Raw genomic sequence first — 15,982 nt, forward strand, 5'->3', positions numbered from 1 at the left:
AATCACACCCACGTCCGGGGGCGGTAGCGGTTCGCCCGCTCCACCAGCTCTATGCGCTCCTCGCCGCGCTGGGCGAGCCGGGCGAGCACCCGGTAGGAGCGTTCCAGCCCGAAGCGCAGACCGCGTTCGTCCAGCGTGCTGCCGAGCAGTGTGCTCGGTGCGTGCGGAACGGACGGCCCGCTTCCGGGACTTCCGGAGAGTACCCAGTCCAGCGCCGTGCCGAGTACCTCTGTGGACAACCGCTCGCGCCGCACGGCGTCCAGACCGAAGCCCGCGAGGGCGGCGACCTGCGAGGCAGCCGCCGACAGGTCGTCCAGCAGCGGTTCGTGCACGGCGCGCCGACGGAGTCTCGCCCGGACGGCGGCAACCCGTGCGGCCGTGTAGTGGATCGATGCCTCCGGCACCGACTCCAGCGTCCGTACGGCTCCCGCGCGGTCACCGGCCGCGAGTTGGACCCTGGCCAGCCCGAACGCTGCGCTCACATGGCTCGGGTCGGTCGTCCACACGAGACGGTAGTACTCCGCCGCGTTGTCCAACTGGCCGAGCACCTCCGCACACAGGCCGAGGGCCAGCTTGGGCGCCGGCTCGCCGGGGAACGCGTCGTAGACCGCGTCGAAGGACAGCGCCGCCGCCTGGTGGTCGCCGGTCACCAGCGAGGTGACACCCCGGTACCAGACCACCCGCCAGTCGTCGGGCTGCTGCTGCTCCATGGTGGCGAGCGCCGTCGTCGCGGCCGTCAGGTCGCCCATCTCCAGACGGGCACGCAGTTCACGCAGCCGCGTCTCCGGAGAACCGGCCGCCGCTGTGTGCAGTGCGGCGATCAGCTCGGCGGGGGCGGAGGCCATCAGCCCGGCGAGGAAACCCGCGTTCGGGTCGTTCGGATCGACGCGGGGCACCGGCAGCGCCAGCGACGCCGCCCCGGTGTCGAGCACGGCGAGATGCGGCGCGGAGTCCGTGTCCGGCGCTGCCCGGCCCGCGGGCACGACGCCCGGCAGCGGCCGGCCCGGCGCACGGGGTGCCGGGACCGCCCCGTACGGGGCAGGGGCGCCGGCATACCCGGCGGGGCCCGCTGCGGACGGCAGTCGCGCGGGCGCCTCGGCCGTGCCCCCCGCCGCTCGCCCGCCGCGCATCGCGTCGCGCGGGCCCAGCCTGGACACGTCCTCGGTCTGCTCGGCGAACAACTCCGTGTCCGTCACGCGCAGTTCCGGACCGAACAGCGTCGACACGGCGGGGCGCGGGCGGCCCGTCTGTATCGCGACGACCTCCCTGAGCACCCCCGTCAGCTGCTCGGCCATCTCCTGCGCGGAGGCGAACCGCCGCCCCGGGTCCGGGTCGGTGGCCCGCACCAGCAGCCGGTAGAAGGACTCGTACGTCCGGAAGACGTCGATGTTGTCGGGATCCGGCAGGCAGTCCACGAACACGTTCGTGTAGCCCTGGAAGTCGAACGTCAGTACGGCCAGCGTCCGCGCCACCGTGTACAGGTCCGAGGCCACCGACGGGCCGACCTCCGCGACCTCCGGCGCCTGGTAGCCGACGGTGCCGTAGATGGCGGACTCGTCGTCGTCCATCCTGCGGACCGCGCCCATGTCGATCAGCTTGAGCTGGTCCTGCTGCTGGATGGCGTTGTCGACCTTGAAGTCGCAGTACAGAAGGTTTCTGCTGTGCAGATGCCCGAGCGCCTCCAGCGCCTCGATGCCGTAGGCGCACGCCTGCTCCACCGGCAGCGGGTCGCGTCGGCCGTCAGGGCCGCGCCGCTCGTTGGCGATCTCCTTGAGGGACTTGCCGCCCACGTACTCCATGACGATGTACCCGTCGAGGGAGCCGGTGCGCTGGTCGAGGTGCTCGACGAAGTTGTAGATCCGGACGATGTTGGAGTGCTCGATCTCGGCGAGGAAGCGCCGCTCCGAGATCGCGGCCGCCATGGCATCCTGGTCGCCGGTGTCGAGCAGGCCCTTGAGCACCACCCACCGGTCCGACACCGCCCGGTCCACGGCCAGATACACCCAGCCGAGGCCGCCGTGCGCGAGGCAGCCAACGACCTCGTACTGGCCGTGCACGATGTCGCCGCCGGTCAGCTTCGGCACGAACGAGTACGGGTGGCCGCACTTGGTGCAGAAGCCCTCCGTGCGTCCCGGCCGGTCGCCACGTGCCCGCCCCACGGGCGCGCCGCAGTCGGAGCGCGAGCAGAACCGCTTGCGCTCCGGCACCTCAGGGTTCGCCATGACAGCGCCGCGAGGGTCGGGCCGCGGGACGTCCGGCACGGACACCAGCCCCGCGCCCAGCCGGTTGCGGGCGGACGACGCTGCCGACGCGCCGGAGCTGCGGACGGAGACCGACCGGGCCGAGGACTGCCCCGTCAGGGAGAGCGACAGCCGCCCGGAGACCGACCGACGCGACGACGACGAGCGCGAGGAGGCACGGGAACTGCTGCGCGCCGACGAGGAGTCCCGGCCGCCGCCGCCGGCGACGCCGGTGGCCGGCGAGGACACCATGCCGGTGGGTGACACGACCGGGGCCAGCCCGCAGGTGTCGCAGTACAGCTCGCCGCCACCCATGTCCTCGTACGAGCCCGCGCAACCGGGGCGCTGGCAGTTGTCGTTCCCGCTCATGAATCCCCCTGCGGTCGCTGGGCCCCGGCTCCGGTCCGTCCAGTCGCTGTGCCAGGGCCTCCACCGCCGCGTGCTGGTAGCGCAGAACCGCCTGCTCCGCTGCACGCAGATCGCACGGCGCGCTCCACAGCATGCGGCGCGCCGCGTCGTACCGCTCGATGAGCAGGGGGTCCTCGGCCGAGCCCTGTCGTGCGACCTTCGCCTTGTAGGCGTCGAGACGGCCGCGCAGCTCCGCCCGCACCGCGAGCGGCGCGGTGACGGCGGTCAACGACTCGCGGGCACGCATCAGTTCCTCCTCCGCCTCGCGCTCCAGGGACTCGAGCAGCGGCGACAGACGGTGCCACCGGGCGTGCCTGCGGTGCTCGGCGGCCGTGGCGAGGCGTTCCTGGAGCGCGGTCGGCGGGCCGCTGACGGCGGGCACCTCGGAGGCGGCGATCTTCGCCAGCACCTCGCCGCGCGCCGCCCGCGCCTCGGTCAGCGTCCGGTCGGCGCGGGAGAGCACGTCGCGGAGCCGCATCAGCCGCTCCTCCGAGTCCTGACGGACCTGGAGCACCGCCTCGATCTCACGGCGCACGTCCTCGAGGGCGCGGGCCGCCCGGTCGTAGCGGTCGGTGTCGGGCCGGCCGCCCCCCGGTGCCGCGCTGCCCGGTCCGGGCCGCCAGAAGGCGAGCGGGTCGGACACCACCTGGTCGCGCAGTGTGGACAACTCCTCGGTGATGGACTCCAGCTCGTCGCCGGAGGGATGCTCCCCGGGCCGCACGCCCACGGAGTGCGCGAGCGAACGGGTGCGCCGGAGCTCCGCGGAGAGCAGATCGATGCGGGCGGGCAGCGCCGACCAGACCGCGTCCGCCGTCACCACGACGTCCAGCGACGCCGCGTAGAGGTCGTTCATCCTGGCGACGAGTTCCTCGAGGGTGAACTCCTCGGACAGCCTGGCCGGTCCGGTGATCCCGGGAGCGGTGTGGGCCTGGCTCGCCACGGTGACGCTGCGGCCGCGCAGCCGCTCGGTCAGTTCCGCGAGATCCTCGCGGCTGGACCAGCGTCTGCGGGAGCGGAGCTCACGGATGCCGTTCAGCGCGGCGGTGTAGGCGTCGAAGTAGCCCCAGAGGAGGGTGATCTGCTGCTCGGCGGTCGCCCAGCGGTCCTTGGTCACACCCGTCAGCTCCGCGCCTTCGAGCAGCCTGCGGCCCGCGTGGTCCTGCAACGCCAGCAGCGAGGTCTCCACCGCCTCGTGCTCGGCGCCGAGCCGTGCCAGAGCACGGTCCACCTCGTCCCGGTCCATCACCGGCCCGTGCGGTCGCCCCGCGGGGCCGGGGAAGGGTTCCGCGACGCCCATCGATCACCTCTCCGTTCTTGCCCGCTGCCTGTGGTGCGTGTCGTTCCTGCAGTGCGTTCGTGCCGGCCGTGCCCGCGCTCCCCCGGGGCTCACCCGGCCCGGTACTTGGGCTGCGGCGGTCCGGTGATGCCCGGCAGGTCCGCCGCGAGCCACTTGTCGTACGCCTTCTTCCAGGGGCCCTTGCGGTACTCGACCAGCACCTGGTTCACCCGGCGCACCAGATCGTCGTTGCCGAGCTTGGTGGCCACTCCGTAGTACTCGGTGGTGAAGGGAGCGTCGCCCTTGAGCTCCACGGCCGGATCCTGGGCCGCCTGGCCGGCCGCCAGGGCGTTGTCCGTGACGATCGCGTCGACCAGGCCCTGCTGGAGTCTGACGAGGCAGTCCAGCTGGTTGGGCACCGTGTAGAGGTCCTCGTCCGCGGGCTGCCCGTCGTGCTCGTCCTTGAAGGTCGCGCCGAAGCTGTCGCGCTCCAGCGCCTCGTACGCCGTCGAGCCCTCCGCGGAGCAGACCCGCTTACCCGTCAGCGACTTGTCGTAGCCGGTGATCGACGAGCTCTTGGACGCCAGCACCTGCTGACCCGCCTGGAAGTAGGCGGTGGAGAAGGCGACCTGCTCGATACGGCTGCAGCTGATGGTCATCGTGCGCACCACGATGTCCACGGTGCCGTTCTCCAGGGCGGCGATGCGCTGGTTGGTGGGTATGGCGCGGAAGATGACGGCGTCCGGGCTGCCGACGATGTCGGCGGCGATGGCACGGGCGAGGTCGATGTCGAAGCCCTCGAGTCCGCCCCCGACCGGATTGCGGTAGCCCCAGCGGTAGCTGTTCTGGTCGACGCCGACGACCAGCTTGCCCCGCTCCTTGATAGCGGCGATCGTGGGGCCGTCGGCACCCGACGGGGTGAGCGAGGCATCGGGGTCCTCGCAGGTGTCGTCCTTCAGGGGCAGGGTGGACGCCACGCCCTGGCCGGTGCCGTGTGTCAGGACGTCACCACCGTGGGACAGCGGCAGCAGGGTGACGGCGGCGGTCAGCGCGCAGGCGGCCGCCATCCCCGCGACGCCGCCCCAGCCGCGCAGAGTGCGCCGGCGTCCCGGGCGTGCTTCCGAGTCCGTCATCGCTCCCCCTCTCACCGGTACTCCGAAAGCCTGCGGTTGATGCCGAGCACGGCGCCCGCCGCGCCGAGGACACCGAGCACGGCCGCCCCGAGGGGCAGGCCCGACAGCGCTCCCCGTGCGTCCTTCGCCGCTGCCGTGAACTCGCGCTGCTCGTGTGCCAGCGCCTTCTCCAGCGCCGCGTCCACCGTGTCGAAGGACTCACCCGTGGAGCCCTTGGCGCCGACGACCTTGCGGACCACGCCGTCGTAGTCGCCCGCCCGGTCGGTCCGGGTGACGTCCTTGTGGCGCTCCTGCCACTCGGACACGGCCGTGACCGCGGCATCGACGGGATCGCGGCCCGCGCTGTCGTCGGCCAGCCGCTGGGCCTGGTGCAGCTGTTCGCCGAGCCGGTTCATGCCGGCGGTGTAGTCCGTCTCGTACTTGTCGCTCTTGCCGTCGTCGGTGAGCACGGCGCCCCGTGCCACCACCGTCAGGTTCTCGTTGGCGCGGGCCTTCAGGGAGTTGATCCGCGCGTCGCCCAGCACCCTGAGGGACTGCTGGCCGTGCCGGTCGGCGTCGGTCAGCTGGGTGCGCGCCACGGTGTGCCCCACCGCGAGCCACAGCAGCAGCACCGTGGACGCCGCCGTCGCGACGAGCAGGCCGTGGTTGAAGACCCGGTTCGTGCGGCGGTAGTTGCGCCGCTGGGCCCACAGGAGGGCTCCGATCGCCACCACCCCGGCCGCCGTGGACAGCACGGGCCAGAACCGGGCGTCGTCGTCGTCCTGCTGGAGCCGCGCCGTCTCCGCGTCGTACAGCTTCTGGGCGGCCGGCAGCAGGTCCCGCGACATCTGCTCGTTGGCGAAGCGGAGATACGCGCCGCCCAGCGGCCGGCCCAGCCGGTTGTTGGCACGGGCGGTCTCGATCAGGGCCGTGTAGCGCGGCAGCGCCTCGTTCAGCTCGGCTATCTGCTGCCCGGACTCGCTGGAACTGCCGGCGTTCGTCGCGGCCTTGATGAGCAGACGGGAGGCGAGCGCGATGTCCCTGTCGTACCGCTCGGCCACCTCACGCGGCTCCTCGGCGCCGGCCAGGAAGCCGCTGGACGCCGCCGTGTCCGCGTCGGCGAGCGAGCGGTAGATGGAGGCGGCATCGGCGGTGAGCGGCTGACTGCGGGTCACCACGTCGTCCGCGGCGGTGGCGCGCGAGGAGACCTCCAGCACCGTGACCGCGCCGAACGCCACGACCAGCGCTGCCAGTACGGCACCGATGATCTGGAGCCGCCCCGGCTCCGTCGTCGCCGCGGCGCGCAGCCGCCGGCGGCCCTCGGCCCAGGCGCCGCGCCCCGTCGGCCCGTCCGGTACATGCGCGGGCGGGAGTACGGGCACATGGGGCGGAGCCGACTGAGGCGCTGTGCGCACATTCGGCGGGTGTGTCACGTGACCTCCCCCTTGGTCGCTGACGTCGGCCCGCCCCCGGCGGGTCCTGGGACTGGTCCCGGCCAGCAGTATGGCCGCAGGGGACCGCCTCACACCACAATTGACCCGATCTTGATACCGGCGCGGACGCCGGACACCCCCCTCAGCGTGACCTCCCCCGTGATGTCCCCACCATGAATACGCTTCCCGGCCTTGATCGGTTCCCTCCCGCCGCCGCCGGAAGGGCAGATGAGGCGCCGCCCGCGAGCCCCGTTCCGAAAGGCGCCGCCCGCGCACGCCGGCCCACGGAGCGCGCCGCACCCCGTCCACGGAGCGCGCCGTGCCGCAGGGCACGCAGTGCGCCCGCACCGCGGCCCACGGAGCGCCGCCCGTGCACCGCATGACGTCGAGCGCGCCCCCACCTCGGCACACCGAGCGCCGCCCGCACCCCGGCGAGGGGGAGCGGGCGGCGGCGTGTGCCTGGCGACGCGCTACGCGTAGTGGGCGCGCAGCGCCTCCCGCGCCCCGGCGGAGGCCCCGATGTGGTCCAGTCCCAGCAGCGCCGCCCCCAGTACCGGTGCTGCCGTCACCACCTCGACGACGGCCTTCGGCGCCCTCGCCGCGAGCAGTTCGCGGATGCGCCCGTCGAGTTCGGGGTGACGGGCGGCGAGCACGCTGCCGCCGAGGAGCACGGGCACCTCCTCGTCGAGCAGCCCGAGGCGGTCCAGGGCGACCGCCGCCATCGCCACCACCTCCTCCGCCTGCCGGTGCACCAGCGACCTGGCCACCAGGTCACCGGCGGCGCTCGTCGCGAAGAGCACCGGCGCCAGTTCGTGCTTGCGCACGGCCGCGACGTCTCCCAGGTGCAGCGCCTCGATCAGGGCGTACACCGAGTCCAGCCCGAAGTGAGCGGGCAGGGTGTCGGCGAGCGCCGTCGGCTCGCCGCGGCCGTCCTCCGCGCGTGCCGCGCACCACAGCGCCTCCTCCGCGAGGCCCGCGCCGCCGCCCCAGTCGCCGGAGATCTTCCCGAGCGCGGGGAAGCGCGCGGTGCGGCCGTCGGGCAGCATGCCCACGCAGTTGATGCCCGCCCCGCAGACGACGGCCACACCCCGCGGCTCGTCCACCCCCGCCCGCAGGATGGCGAAGGTGTCGTTGCGGACCTGTGTGCTGCGCCCCCAGCCGCGCCCGTACAGAGCCGCGGTCAACTCCCTTTCCTCGACCGGCAGATCGGCGTTGGCCAGGCAGGCCGACACATGCTCGACCTGCCCGGTGACGCCGCCCTCTGCCATGGCCTCCTCGACCGTGGCGGCCAGGGCGTCGATCGCGGCCCGGACGCCGACCTTCGGCGGCTGGAAGCCGGGACCGCGGCCGGAGGCGAGCACCGTGCCGTCGGCGTCGACGAAGGCCACGTCGGTCTTGCTGTTCCCCGCGTCGATGGCGAGGACGGTCCCGGCGGGTCCGGCGGTGGGTCCCCGCCCGGAGAGATCGGTCAGGCCCACGCGAGGTGCTCCCGGTTGTGCGCGATCAGCTGCTCGGTGAGCTGCTGCGCGTACTCGTACTGGCCGACCAGCGGGTGCGACAGCAGCGCCTTGAAGACCCGGTCGTGCCCCCCGCGCAGCGCGGCCTCCAGCGCCAGGTCCTCGTACGCCGTGACGTTGGCGGTCAACCCCGCGTACAACGGGTCGAGTTCGCGGACCGCCAGTGGTGTCGCCCCCTGGGTGCCGACTGCTGCCTGCACCTCGATCACGGCGTCGTCCGGCAGGAATGGGAGCGTGCCGTTGTTGTACGTGTTCACCACCTGGTAGGGGGAGCCGGCGCCGCCGAGCAGCGCGGCGGCGAGGTCGACGGCGGCCTCCGAGTAGAAGGCGCCGCCGCGCTCGGCGAGCAGCTCCGGCTTCTCGTCCAGCTGCGGGTCCCCGTACATCTCGAGGAGCCGCTTCTCCATCTGTGCGACCTCCGCGGCCCGCGACGGCTTCGTCCGCAGCTCCCGTACGACCTCGTCGTGGCCGTAGTAGTACCGCAGGTAGTACGAGGGCACGACGCCGAGGCGGTCGATCAGTTCGCGTGGCATGCGCAGATCGGCCGCCACCGCGTCACCGTGTTCGGCGAGCAGCCGCGGCAGCACGTTCTCGCCCTCCGGGCCGCCGAGCCGGACGGCGGTCTCCCAGGTCAGGTGGTTGAGCCCGACGTGGTCGAGATGGACGTCGGCGGGCGCGACGCCCAGCAGTCCGGCGAACTTCCGCTGGAAGCCGATGGCCACGTTGCACAGTCCGACGGCCTTGTGCCCGGCCTGCAGCAGTGCCCGGGTGACGATGCCGACCGGGTTGGTGAAGTCGATGATCCACGCGTCGGGGTTGGTGCGGCGCACCCGCTCGGCGATGTCGAGGACGACGGGGACGGTGCGGAGCGCCTTGGCGAGGCCGCCCGCGCCCGTGGTCTCCTGGCCGACGCAGCCGCATTCCAGCGGCCATGTCTCGTCCTGCTGGCGGGCGGCCTGCCCGCCCACCCGCAGCTGGAGCAGCACGGCGTCGGCGCCGTCGACGCCCGCGTCGACGTCGGAGGTGGTGACGATCTTTCCGGGGTGGTCCTGTTTGGCGAAGATGCGCCGGGCGAGACCGCCGACCAGTTCGAGGCGGTCGGCCGCGGGGTCGATCAGTACGAGTTCCTCGATCGGCAGGGTGTCGCGCATGCGCGCGAAACCGTCGATGAGTTCGGGGGTGTAGGTGGAACCGCCCCCCACTACAGCGAGCTTCATGAACGGGCCCTTCTCGGTCCGGACAGGGCCTAGCCCTTCACTCCGGTCAGTGTGACGCCTTCGATGAAGGCCTTTTGTGCGAAGAAGAAGACGACGATCACCGGTGCCATGATCATGACCGTGGCAGCCATGGTGAGGTTCCAGTCGGTCTGGTGGGCGCCCTTGAAGGACTCCAGGCCGTAGCTGAGGGTCCAGGCGGCCGGGTTCTCCGACGCGTAGATCTGCGGGCCGAAGTAGTCGTTCCAGCAGTAGAAGAAGTGGAAGAGGGCCACCGCCGCGATGGCCGGCTTCGCCATCGGCAGCACGATCCGCACCATCGTGCGGAACTCGCCGCAGCCGTCGATCCTGGCCGCCTCCGTGTACTCCTTCGGGATGGTCAGCAGGAACTGCCGCAGCAGGAAGATGGTGAACGCGTTGCCGAAGGCGAAGGGGATGATCAGCGGCCACAGCGTGCCCGCGAGGTCCAGCTGTTTCGCCCAGAAGAGGTACATCGGTACGACGACGACCTGCGGCGGCAGCATCATCATCGCGATAACCAGCATCATCGCCGGATTGCGGCCGCGGAAGCGGAACTTGGCGAGCGCGTAGGCCACCGGGATGCTCGACGCGACGGCGAGCACCGTACCGAGGCCGGCGTACAGCAGGGTGTTGCGCCACCAGGTCAGGAAACCGGGGGTGTTCCAGACGGTGGCGAAGTTGCCCCACTCCCAGGTGTGTGGCCACAGGTCGCGGGTGAGGGCCTGGTCGTCGCTCATCACGGCGGTCAGGAACACGAAGACGAACGGGAGCAGGAAGAACAACGCGGCGGCGATCGCCAGCGAGTGGACGGCGATCCATTCCAGCGTCGCTCGGCGCCGTGCGGACCGGCGGGCGGCGGTGCCTCCCCGGCCGGGGGCGGCCGGCTCGTACGCGGCCCGGGCGGGGGTCGGGGTCATGGTGGTCATCGTTCAGTCCTCCGCCGACATGAAGCCGGAGCGCCGCCGCATCAGGATCGCCGTGAAGGCCATGGCCAGGGCGAACAGCACCAGGGCGACCACGCAGGCCGCGCCGGTGTCGAAGCGCTGGAAGCCGAGGTTGTAGATCGTCTGCGGGACGGTCAGCGTGGTTCTGTCCGGGTAGCCGGGCTCGAACTGCTGCCCCGAACCGCCGATCACCCCGCTCGCCACCTTCGCCGCCACGAGCGGCTCCGTGTAGTACTGCATGGTCGCGATCACTCCGGTGACCACGGCGAACAGCACGATGGGCGAGATGTTGGGGAAGGTGACGTATCGGAACCGCTGCCAGGCGCGGGCTCCGTCCAGCTCCGCCGCCTCGTACTGCTCCTTGGGGACGTCGAGCAGCGCCGCCATGAAGATCACCATCAGGTCGCCGATGCACCACAGGGCCAGGATCGTCAGCGACGGCTTCGACCAGGCGGGGTCGGTGAACCAGCCGGGCGCGGGCAGCCCCACGGACTCGAGGATGGTGTTGACGGGCCCCGTACCGGGGTTGAGCAGGAAGACGAAGGACATGGTCGCGGCGACCGGCGGAGCCAGGTACGGCAGGTAGAAGAGCGTCCTGAAGACCCCGGCACCCGTCTTGATCTTCGTGATCAGCAGCCCGACGCCGAGCCCGAACAGCACCCGCAGCGCCACCATCACGGCGACCAGCCACAGGGTGTTGCGCAGGGCCGGCCAGAAGAAGGCGTAGTCGTTGAAGACGTACGACCAGTTCTTGAGACCCACCCACACAGGCGGGGCGAATCCGTCGTACTCCATGAAGGAGAAGTAGACGGTCGACACCAGCGGGTAGGCGAAGAAGACCGTGAACCCGATCAGCCAGGGGGACAGGAAGCCCAGCGTGCGCAGCGCCGACCTGCGGTGCTTGGCCCGCAGCGCACGGCTCGCCGGCGGGCGGAGGGTGGTGGCTGCCATCAGCGTGCCTGCTCGTTGTCCTTGTCGACCTGGGCGTCGGTCTCCTTCAGGCCGGCGTCGAGATCCTTCTCCCGGCCGGCCTCGTAGCGCACGCCGAGGTCCTGGGCGGTCAGCAGGAACGCGCCTCCGTTGACGGACGACGGGGCGTGGGAACTCTTCGGGTGCTGCGCGATGTCCACGAACGTGCGGTACAGCGGGTCGTTGTTCAGCTTCGGGGACTTCAGCGCCGCGATGGTGGACGGCACGTTGTGGATGGCGTTGGCGAAGGAGACGACCGCGTCGGTGTCCGTGGAGAGGTACTTCACCAGCTCCCAGGCCGCGTTCTGCTTCCTGCTCACGCCCGCGATGCCGAGGATCGTGCCGGACAGGTAGCCCTTGCCGTAGTCGGCGGCCCGGTCGTCCGGGACGGGGAAGGGGGCCGCGCCGATCTCGAAGTCCAGGTCGGCGTCCTGGGCCATCTTGCCGCGCCACTCGCCGTCGAGCTGCATGGCGACCTGTCCGGTGTGGAACGGGTGCTTGGGTCCCCACTCGTCGCCGAGGCCGGTGCGGAACTTCTCCAGCTTCTTGTAGCCGCCGAGCCTGTCGGCCAGGTTCTTCTGCCAGGTGAACAGGGCCTTGGCGGCCGGGTCCCCGGCCAGGGCGGACCTGCCCTCCGCGTCGAAGTACCGGACGCCGAACTGCGAGGCGTAGTGCTCGAACGTCGTCTCGTAGCCCTGGAAGTTCGGCATGAAGCCGAGTTGCCGGTAGCTGTCGCCCTTGCTCTTGGTGAGCTTCTCCGCGACCTTGTCGAACTCGGAGAGTGTCTTGGGTGGTGCGGTGATCCCGGCCTCCGCGAAGGCCTTCTTGTTGTAGTAGAGGCCGTACGCGTCACCCAGCAGCGGTACGGCGCAGCGCTTGCCCTCGTGCTCGGTGTACTTGGCCATCTGCGGCAGGAAGGTCCGCGCCGGATCAATCTTCGACTTCTCGAGGAACGGCTTCAGATCGGCGAGCGCGTCGGTGGAGCAGAACCGGCCGACGTTGTCGGTGGTGAACGACGAGACCACGTCGGGCGCGTTCGAACCGCCCGCCCGCAGGGCCTGGTTGAGCTTGTCGTCGGTGATGCCCTTGACGACCTTGACCTTGATGTTGGGGTGCTTCTTCTCGAACGAGTCGATGTTGGCCTCGATCGCCGCGACCTCGCCGGGCGCGGACCAGCCGTGCCAGAAGGTGAGGGTCGTCTTCGCGTTCGGGTCGTCCGTGGCGCCGCTCTCTGCGGATCCCGTACAGGCCGTGGCGAGAAGCGATATCGCGGCGGTCGCGGCGGTCGCGGCGAGCGCGGCGCCCTTGGTCCGGCGGTTCCTGGGCATGACGGTGCCTCCCTGTGACAAGGACGGGGGAAGGAAAGAGGAAGAGCGAAGGGCGGACGGGCGGGCCCCGCGACGGCAAAGGGCGAAGGGCCCGCAGGGGTCAGCGCGAGGTGTCGAACACCTCGTCGCGGGTGGTGGCCAGCGCGCTCTCCAGCGCACCGCGCAGCACCGGATGCCGGCGTACGGCCCCGAGCACGAGACGCGGCCGGGACGCGGCCAGCTCGGTCAGTTCCGCCTGCACCCGTGTCCGCAGCGGCTCGCCGCCGGCCGCGATGACCTCCCCGGAGAGGACGACCAGCTCCGGGTCGAGCACGGCCACCATGGAGGCCAGACCGGTGGCCAGCCCGGTCGCGAAGGCATCGAGCAGTTCCCCGTACGGTCCGCTGTCGTTCTCCGCGGCCCTCGCCACGAGCGCGGTCGCGACCTCGGCGTGCGGGCCGCTGCCGATGTCCTCCAGGCCGAGCTCCCTGGCCAGCCGGGGCAGCGCCTGGGCGCCGGCGAGTTCCTGGAAGCCGCCGCTGTTGGCCTTGGTCACCTGGCGGACCAGTGGGGTGCCGGGCACGGGCAGGAAGCCGACCTCGCCGGCGCCGCCGGTGAAACCGCGGTGCAGCCGGCCGCCGATGACGACGGCAGCGCCGAGTCCTTCCTCGTTCCACAGCAGGACGAAGTTGTCGTGACCGTGGGCGGCGCCGAGGCGCTGCTCGGCCACGGCGGCGAGGTTGACGTCGTTCTCGTACTCGACGGGCATCGGCAGGGCGGCGGCGAGCTCGTCCAGCAGGGTGGGGGAGTGCCAGCCGGGCAGGTGGGACGCGTACCGCAGTCGGCCGGTGGACGGGTCGAAGGCGCCTGGGGTGCCGACGACGAGGCGGTGGACGTCCGTGCGGGTCAGCCCGGCTTCCTTGACGGCTCCTTCGAGCGCGTCGGTCACCTGCCGTACGACGCTGTCGGCGCGCCGTCCCGGAGTGGGCAGCTCGAACTCGCCGACGGTCGCGCCGGTGATGTCGGCGACGGCGGCGCGGATCCGCTCGGGGGTGACGTCGAGACCGGCGGCGTGGGCCACGCCGCCGTTGATCGCGTACAGCTGGGCGCTGGGGCCCGGCCGTCCCTCTGTGGTGCCGGTGACGACGACGAGCCCCGCGGCCTCCAGCCTGGCGAGCAGCTGGGAGGCGGTGGGCTTCGACAGCCCGGTGAGTTTGCCGATCCGGGTCCGGGAGAGGGTGCCGTGCTCGAGCAGCAGATCGAGTGCGGCCCGGTCGTTCATGGCGCGCAGTACGCGCGGGGTACCGGGCGTGGTTCCGGCCACGACGCTTGCACCTGCCTCTCGGCCCGGCCTCTCGACCTGGACTGTTAGGAAAGTTTCCTATTCCGTGGGGACGAAAGTAGGCCGCCCGTCGGGCGACGTCAATGGCAAACGCCCCCTGGGCAACCAAAGCGTTACCGAAGGGGGCGTTGTACGGGGGCTTCTTGCCCGAGTGATGACCGAACCGATCGCCGCGGGACCACCCGGCACGGCCGAGGATCACCCGCGGACCGTGCCTCCGGTCCCGCCGGGATCCGACGGCCCGGACGTCTACTTGGAGAGGTTCGCCGGCGGCGGTATCGGCGACGCCGCCATCGACTGCGGCGAGACCGAGGATGAGAAGGCCGACGGGGCCGCCATGCCCGCCGTCGGGTCCGGCACGGACTCCTCCGCCTGCTGGGGCAGACCGCCGACGATGCGGATGCCCGCCTCGTCGAAGGCGCGCTTGATCCGCCAGCGCACCTCGCGCTCGACGCCCAGCGCCTTGCCCGGCATCGTCTTGGCGGAGACCCGGAACGTCATCGAGTCGAGCAGCACCTCGGTGAGACCCAGCGTCTCGAGCGGGCCCCACAGCTGCTCGTTCCACGGCTCGGCCTTCGCCAGATCGTCCGCGACCTCGCCGATGACGGATTTGACGTGGTCCAGGTCCTCGGAGGAGCGGACGGTGACGTCGACGGCGGCCGTCGCCCAGCCCTGGCTCAGGTTGCCGATCCGCTTGATCTCGCCGTTGCGCACGTACCAGATCTCGCCGTTGTCGCCGCGCAGCTTGGTGACCCGCAGCCCCACCTCGATCACCTCGCCCGACGCGACGCCCGCGTCGATCGAGTCCCCGACCCCGTACTGGTCCTCCATGATCATGAAGACGCCGGAGAGGAAGTCGGTGACGAGATTGCGCGCGCCGAAACCGATCGCGACACCGGCCACACCCGCGGAAGCGAGCAGCGGCGCCAGATCGATCTGGAACGCTCCGAGGATCATCAGGCCGGCGGTGCCGAGGATCAGGAACGAAGCGATCGAACGCAGGACCGAACCTATGGCCTCGGAGCGCTGCCGGCGCCGCTCGGCGTTGACCAGCAGACCGCCGAGCGCCGTGCCCTCCACGGCCTGTGCCGAGCGGTTCATCCGCGCGATCAGCTTCGTCAGTGCCCGGCGCACCAGCATCCGGAGCACCAGCGCGACGATCAGGATCAGCGTGATGCGCAGTCCGGTGTTCAGCCAGGTGGACCAGTTCTCCTCGACCCAGCCTGCCGCGCTCTCGGCGCGCCGGGCGGCCTCGTCGAGCGTGACGGGACCGGGGGAGGGATCAGCGTCCAGCAATGCGGACGACCAGAAGGCGGTCACAGGAGGAACCTCCAGCTTGCGGTGGGAGACCAATAACCCTAACGGGGCATCCGGTGTGATCCGGTGGCTTTCGCGGCCGAGAGACGAGGCTCACCGGGCCGCCTGAAGGGGTCCGCGCGAGGCTCCCAGGCGGCGTGGGGGACCCGGCGTCGCCCTTGTGGCGGAAAACACCTCGAGCCCGTTACGCATACGTGGTGGCGCAGGAAGCGGCCATGAGGACAAACTGATGGCAGATCGTCCCGGCGCGAGCCACGCGCCGCCGGCGTACAAGGAGGCATCCACCGTGCCGCACGTCCTGGTCCTCAACGCGTCGTACGAGCCCCTCGGCGTCGTACCGCTCCGCCGCGCGCTCGTCCTCGTCCTGGAGAACAAGGCTCTCTGCCTCGAGGAGTCCGGCGCCTTCATGCACAGTGAGAGCCGCGTCATCGCCGCGCCCAGCGTCGTGCGTCTCAAACGGTTCGTGCGGGTCCCCTACCGGGGGCCCGTTCCTCTTACCCGCAAAGCCCTCTTCGCCCGCGACGGCGGGCGCTGTATGTACTGCGGTGGCGTCGCAACCAGCGTCGACCATGTCGTTCCGCGCAGTCGCGGGGGGCAGCACGCCTGGGACAACGTGGTCGCCGCCTGCCGCCGCTGCAACCACGTCAAGGCCGACCGTCACCTGCGGGAACTGGGCTGGCGCCTGCGCCACCAGCCGGCCCCGCCGAGCGGTCTCGCCTGGCGCATCATCGGAACCGGCCACCGCGATCCACGCTGGCTGCCCTACCTCCAGCCGTACGGCGCGGACGACGCGATCACCCGCATCGACGGCATCTCGGCGTAGCGCGTCCCCTCCCACCGGGCTCCCGCCCGGTGGCCTCATGCGCCGGACGGGCCGGCTCG

Annotated in this window: 11 protein-coding genes and 1 pseudogene; 1 reads left to right on the top strand and 11 read right to left on the bottom strand. The window is 71.5% G+C overall.

The window, feature by feature from the left end:
* Positions 1-2 precede the first annotated feature (2 nt).
* From GLX30_RS23210 to GLX30_RS23260, 11 genes and pseudogenes are all read right to left on the bottom strand, one after another.
* Entirely contained in the window at positions 3-2,609 is a 2,607-nt protein-coding gene (locus tag GLX30_RS23210) for a serine/threonine-protein kinase (protein WP_159691976.1), read from the bottom strand.
* A gap of 64 nt (positions 2,610-2,673) precedes the next feature.
* Positions 2,674-3,945 (bottom strand): annotated as a pseudogene (locus GLX30_RS23215) (hypothetical protein); the annotation flags it as partial.
* An 89-nt stretch (positions 3,946-4,034) separates the two neighbouring features.
* Positions 4,035-5,057: a glutamate ABC transporter substrate-binding protein gene (locus tag GLX30_RS23220; RefSeq protein WP_159691978.1), complete on the bottom strand. Its 1,023-nt coding sequence runs from the start codon at positions 5,055-5,057 to the stop codon at positions 4,035-4,037.
* An 11-nt stretch (positions 5,058-5,068) separates the two neighbouring features.
* Positions 5,069-6,343, bottom strand: a complete 1,275-nt coding sequence (locus GLX30_RS23225; protein ID WP_244258486.1) for a hypothetical protein — start codon at positions 6,341-6,343, stop codon at positions 5,069-5,071.
* 596 nt (positions 6,344-6,939) lie between these two features.
* Positions 6,940-7,947 carry a BadF/BadG/BcrA/BcrD ATPase family protein gene (locus GLX30_RS23230; protein ID WP_244258264.1) on the bottom strand — a complete coding sequence of 336 codons (1,008 nt, stop codon included), beginning with the start codon at positions 7,945-7,947 and terminating at the stop codon, positions 6,940-6,942.
* Entirely contained in the window at positions 7,938-9,203 is a 1,266-nt protein-coding gene (locus GLX30_RS23235) for a 6-phospho-beta-glucosidase (protein ID WP_159691980.1), read from the bottom strand. Before GLX30_RS23235 ends, GLX30_RS23230 begins: the two co-directional genes overlap by 10 nt.
* Before the next feature lie 29 nt (positions 9,204-9,232).
* Positions 9,233-10,138 carry a carbohydrate ABC transporter permease gene (locus GLX30_RS23240; protein WP_244258487.1) on the bottom strand — a complete coding sequence of 302 codons (906 nt, stop codon included), beginning with the start codon at positions 10,136-10,138 and terminating at the stop codon, positions 9,233-9,235.
* A 12-nt stretch (positions 10,139-10,150) separates the two neighbouring features.
* Positions 10,151-11,116, bottom strand: a complete 966-nt coding sequence (locus GLX30_RS23245; RefSeq protein ID WP_159691984.1) for a sugar ABC transporter permease — start codon at positions 11,114-11,116, stop codon at positions 10,151-10,153.
* On the bottom strand, positions 11,116-12,462 hold the full coding sequence (locus GLX30_RS23250; protein ID WP_159691986.1) for an ABC transporter substrate-binding protein: 1,347 nt from the start codon (positions 12,460-12,462) through the stop codon (positions 11,116-11,118). The genes GLX30_RS23245 and GLX30_RS23250 overlap by 1 nt, the downstream gene beginning before the upstream one ends.
* 100 nt (positions 12,463-12,562) lie before the next feature.
* A complete protein-coding gene (locus tag GLX30_RS23255; protein ID WP_159691988.1) occupies positions 12,563-13,765 on the bottom strand; it encodes an ROK family transcriptional regulator in 1,203 nt (400 codons plus the stop codon).
* Positions 13,766-14,032: 267 nt separating this feature from the next.
* A complete protein-coding gene (locus GLX30_RS23260) occupies positions 14,033-15,103 on the bottom strand; it encodes a mechanosensitive ion channel family protein (RefSeq protein ID WP_208545468.1) in 1,071 nt (356 codons plus the stop codon).
* 283 nt (positions 15,104-15,386) lie between these two features.
* On the opposite strand from GLX30_RS23260, the gene GLX30_RS23265 reads away from it, so the two are divergent.
* On the top strand, positions 15,387-15,923 hold the full coding sequence (locus GLX30_RS23265; protein ID WP_159695201.1) for an HNH endonuclease: 537 nt from the start codon (positions 15,387-15,389) through the stop codon (positions 15,921-15,923).
* Positions 15,924-15,982 lie beyond the last annotated feature (59 nt).

Source organism: Streptomyces sp. Tu 2975, assembly GCF_009832925.1.
Classification (GTDB): Bacteria; Actinomycetota; Actinomycetes; order Streptomycetales; family Streptomycetaceae; genus Streptomyces.

Bases quoted from the DNA above. Each gene is read 5' to 3' on its own strand.
- GLX30_RS23245 (WP_159691984.1), bottom strand. From the start codon at position 11,116: ATGGCAGCCACCACCCTCCGCCCGCCGGCGAGCCGTGCGCTGCGGGCC.
- GLX30_RS23240 (WP_244258487.1), bottom strand. From the start codon at position 10,138: ATGACCCCGACCCCCGCCCGGGCCGCGTACGAGCCGGCCGCCCCCGGC.
- GLX30_RS23250 (WP_159691986.1), bottom strand. From the start codon at position 12,462: ATGCCCAGGAACCGCCGGACCAAGGGCGCCGCGCTCGCCGCGACCGCC.
- GLX30_RS23210 (WP_159691976.1), bottom strand. From the start codon at position 2,609: ATGAGCGGGAACGACAACTGCCAGCGCCCCGGTTGCGCGGGCTCGTAC.
- GLX30_RS23235 (WP_159691980.1), bottom strand. From the start codon at position 9,203: ATGAAGCTCGCTGTAGTGGGGGGCGGTTCCACCTACACCCCCGAACTC.
- GLX30_RS23220 (WP_159691978.1), bottom strand. From the start codon at position 5,057: ATGACGGACTCGGAAGCACGCCCGGGACGCCGGCGCACTCTGCGCGGC.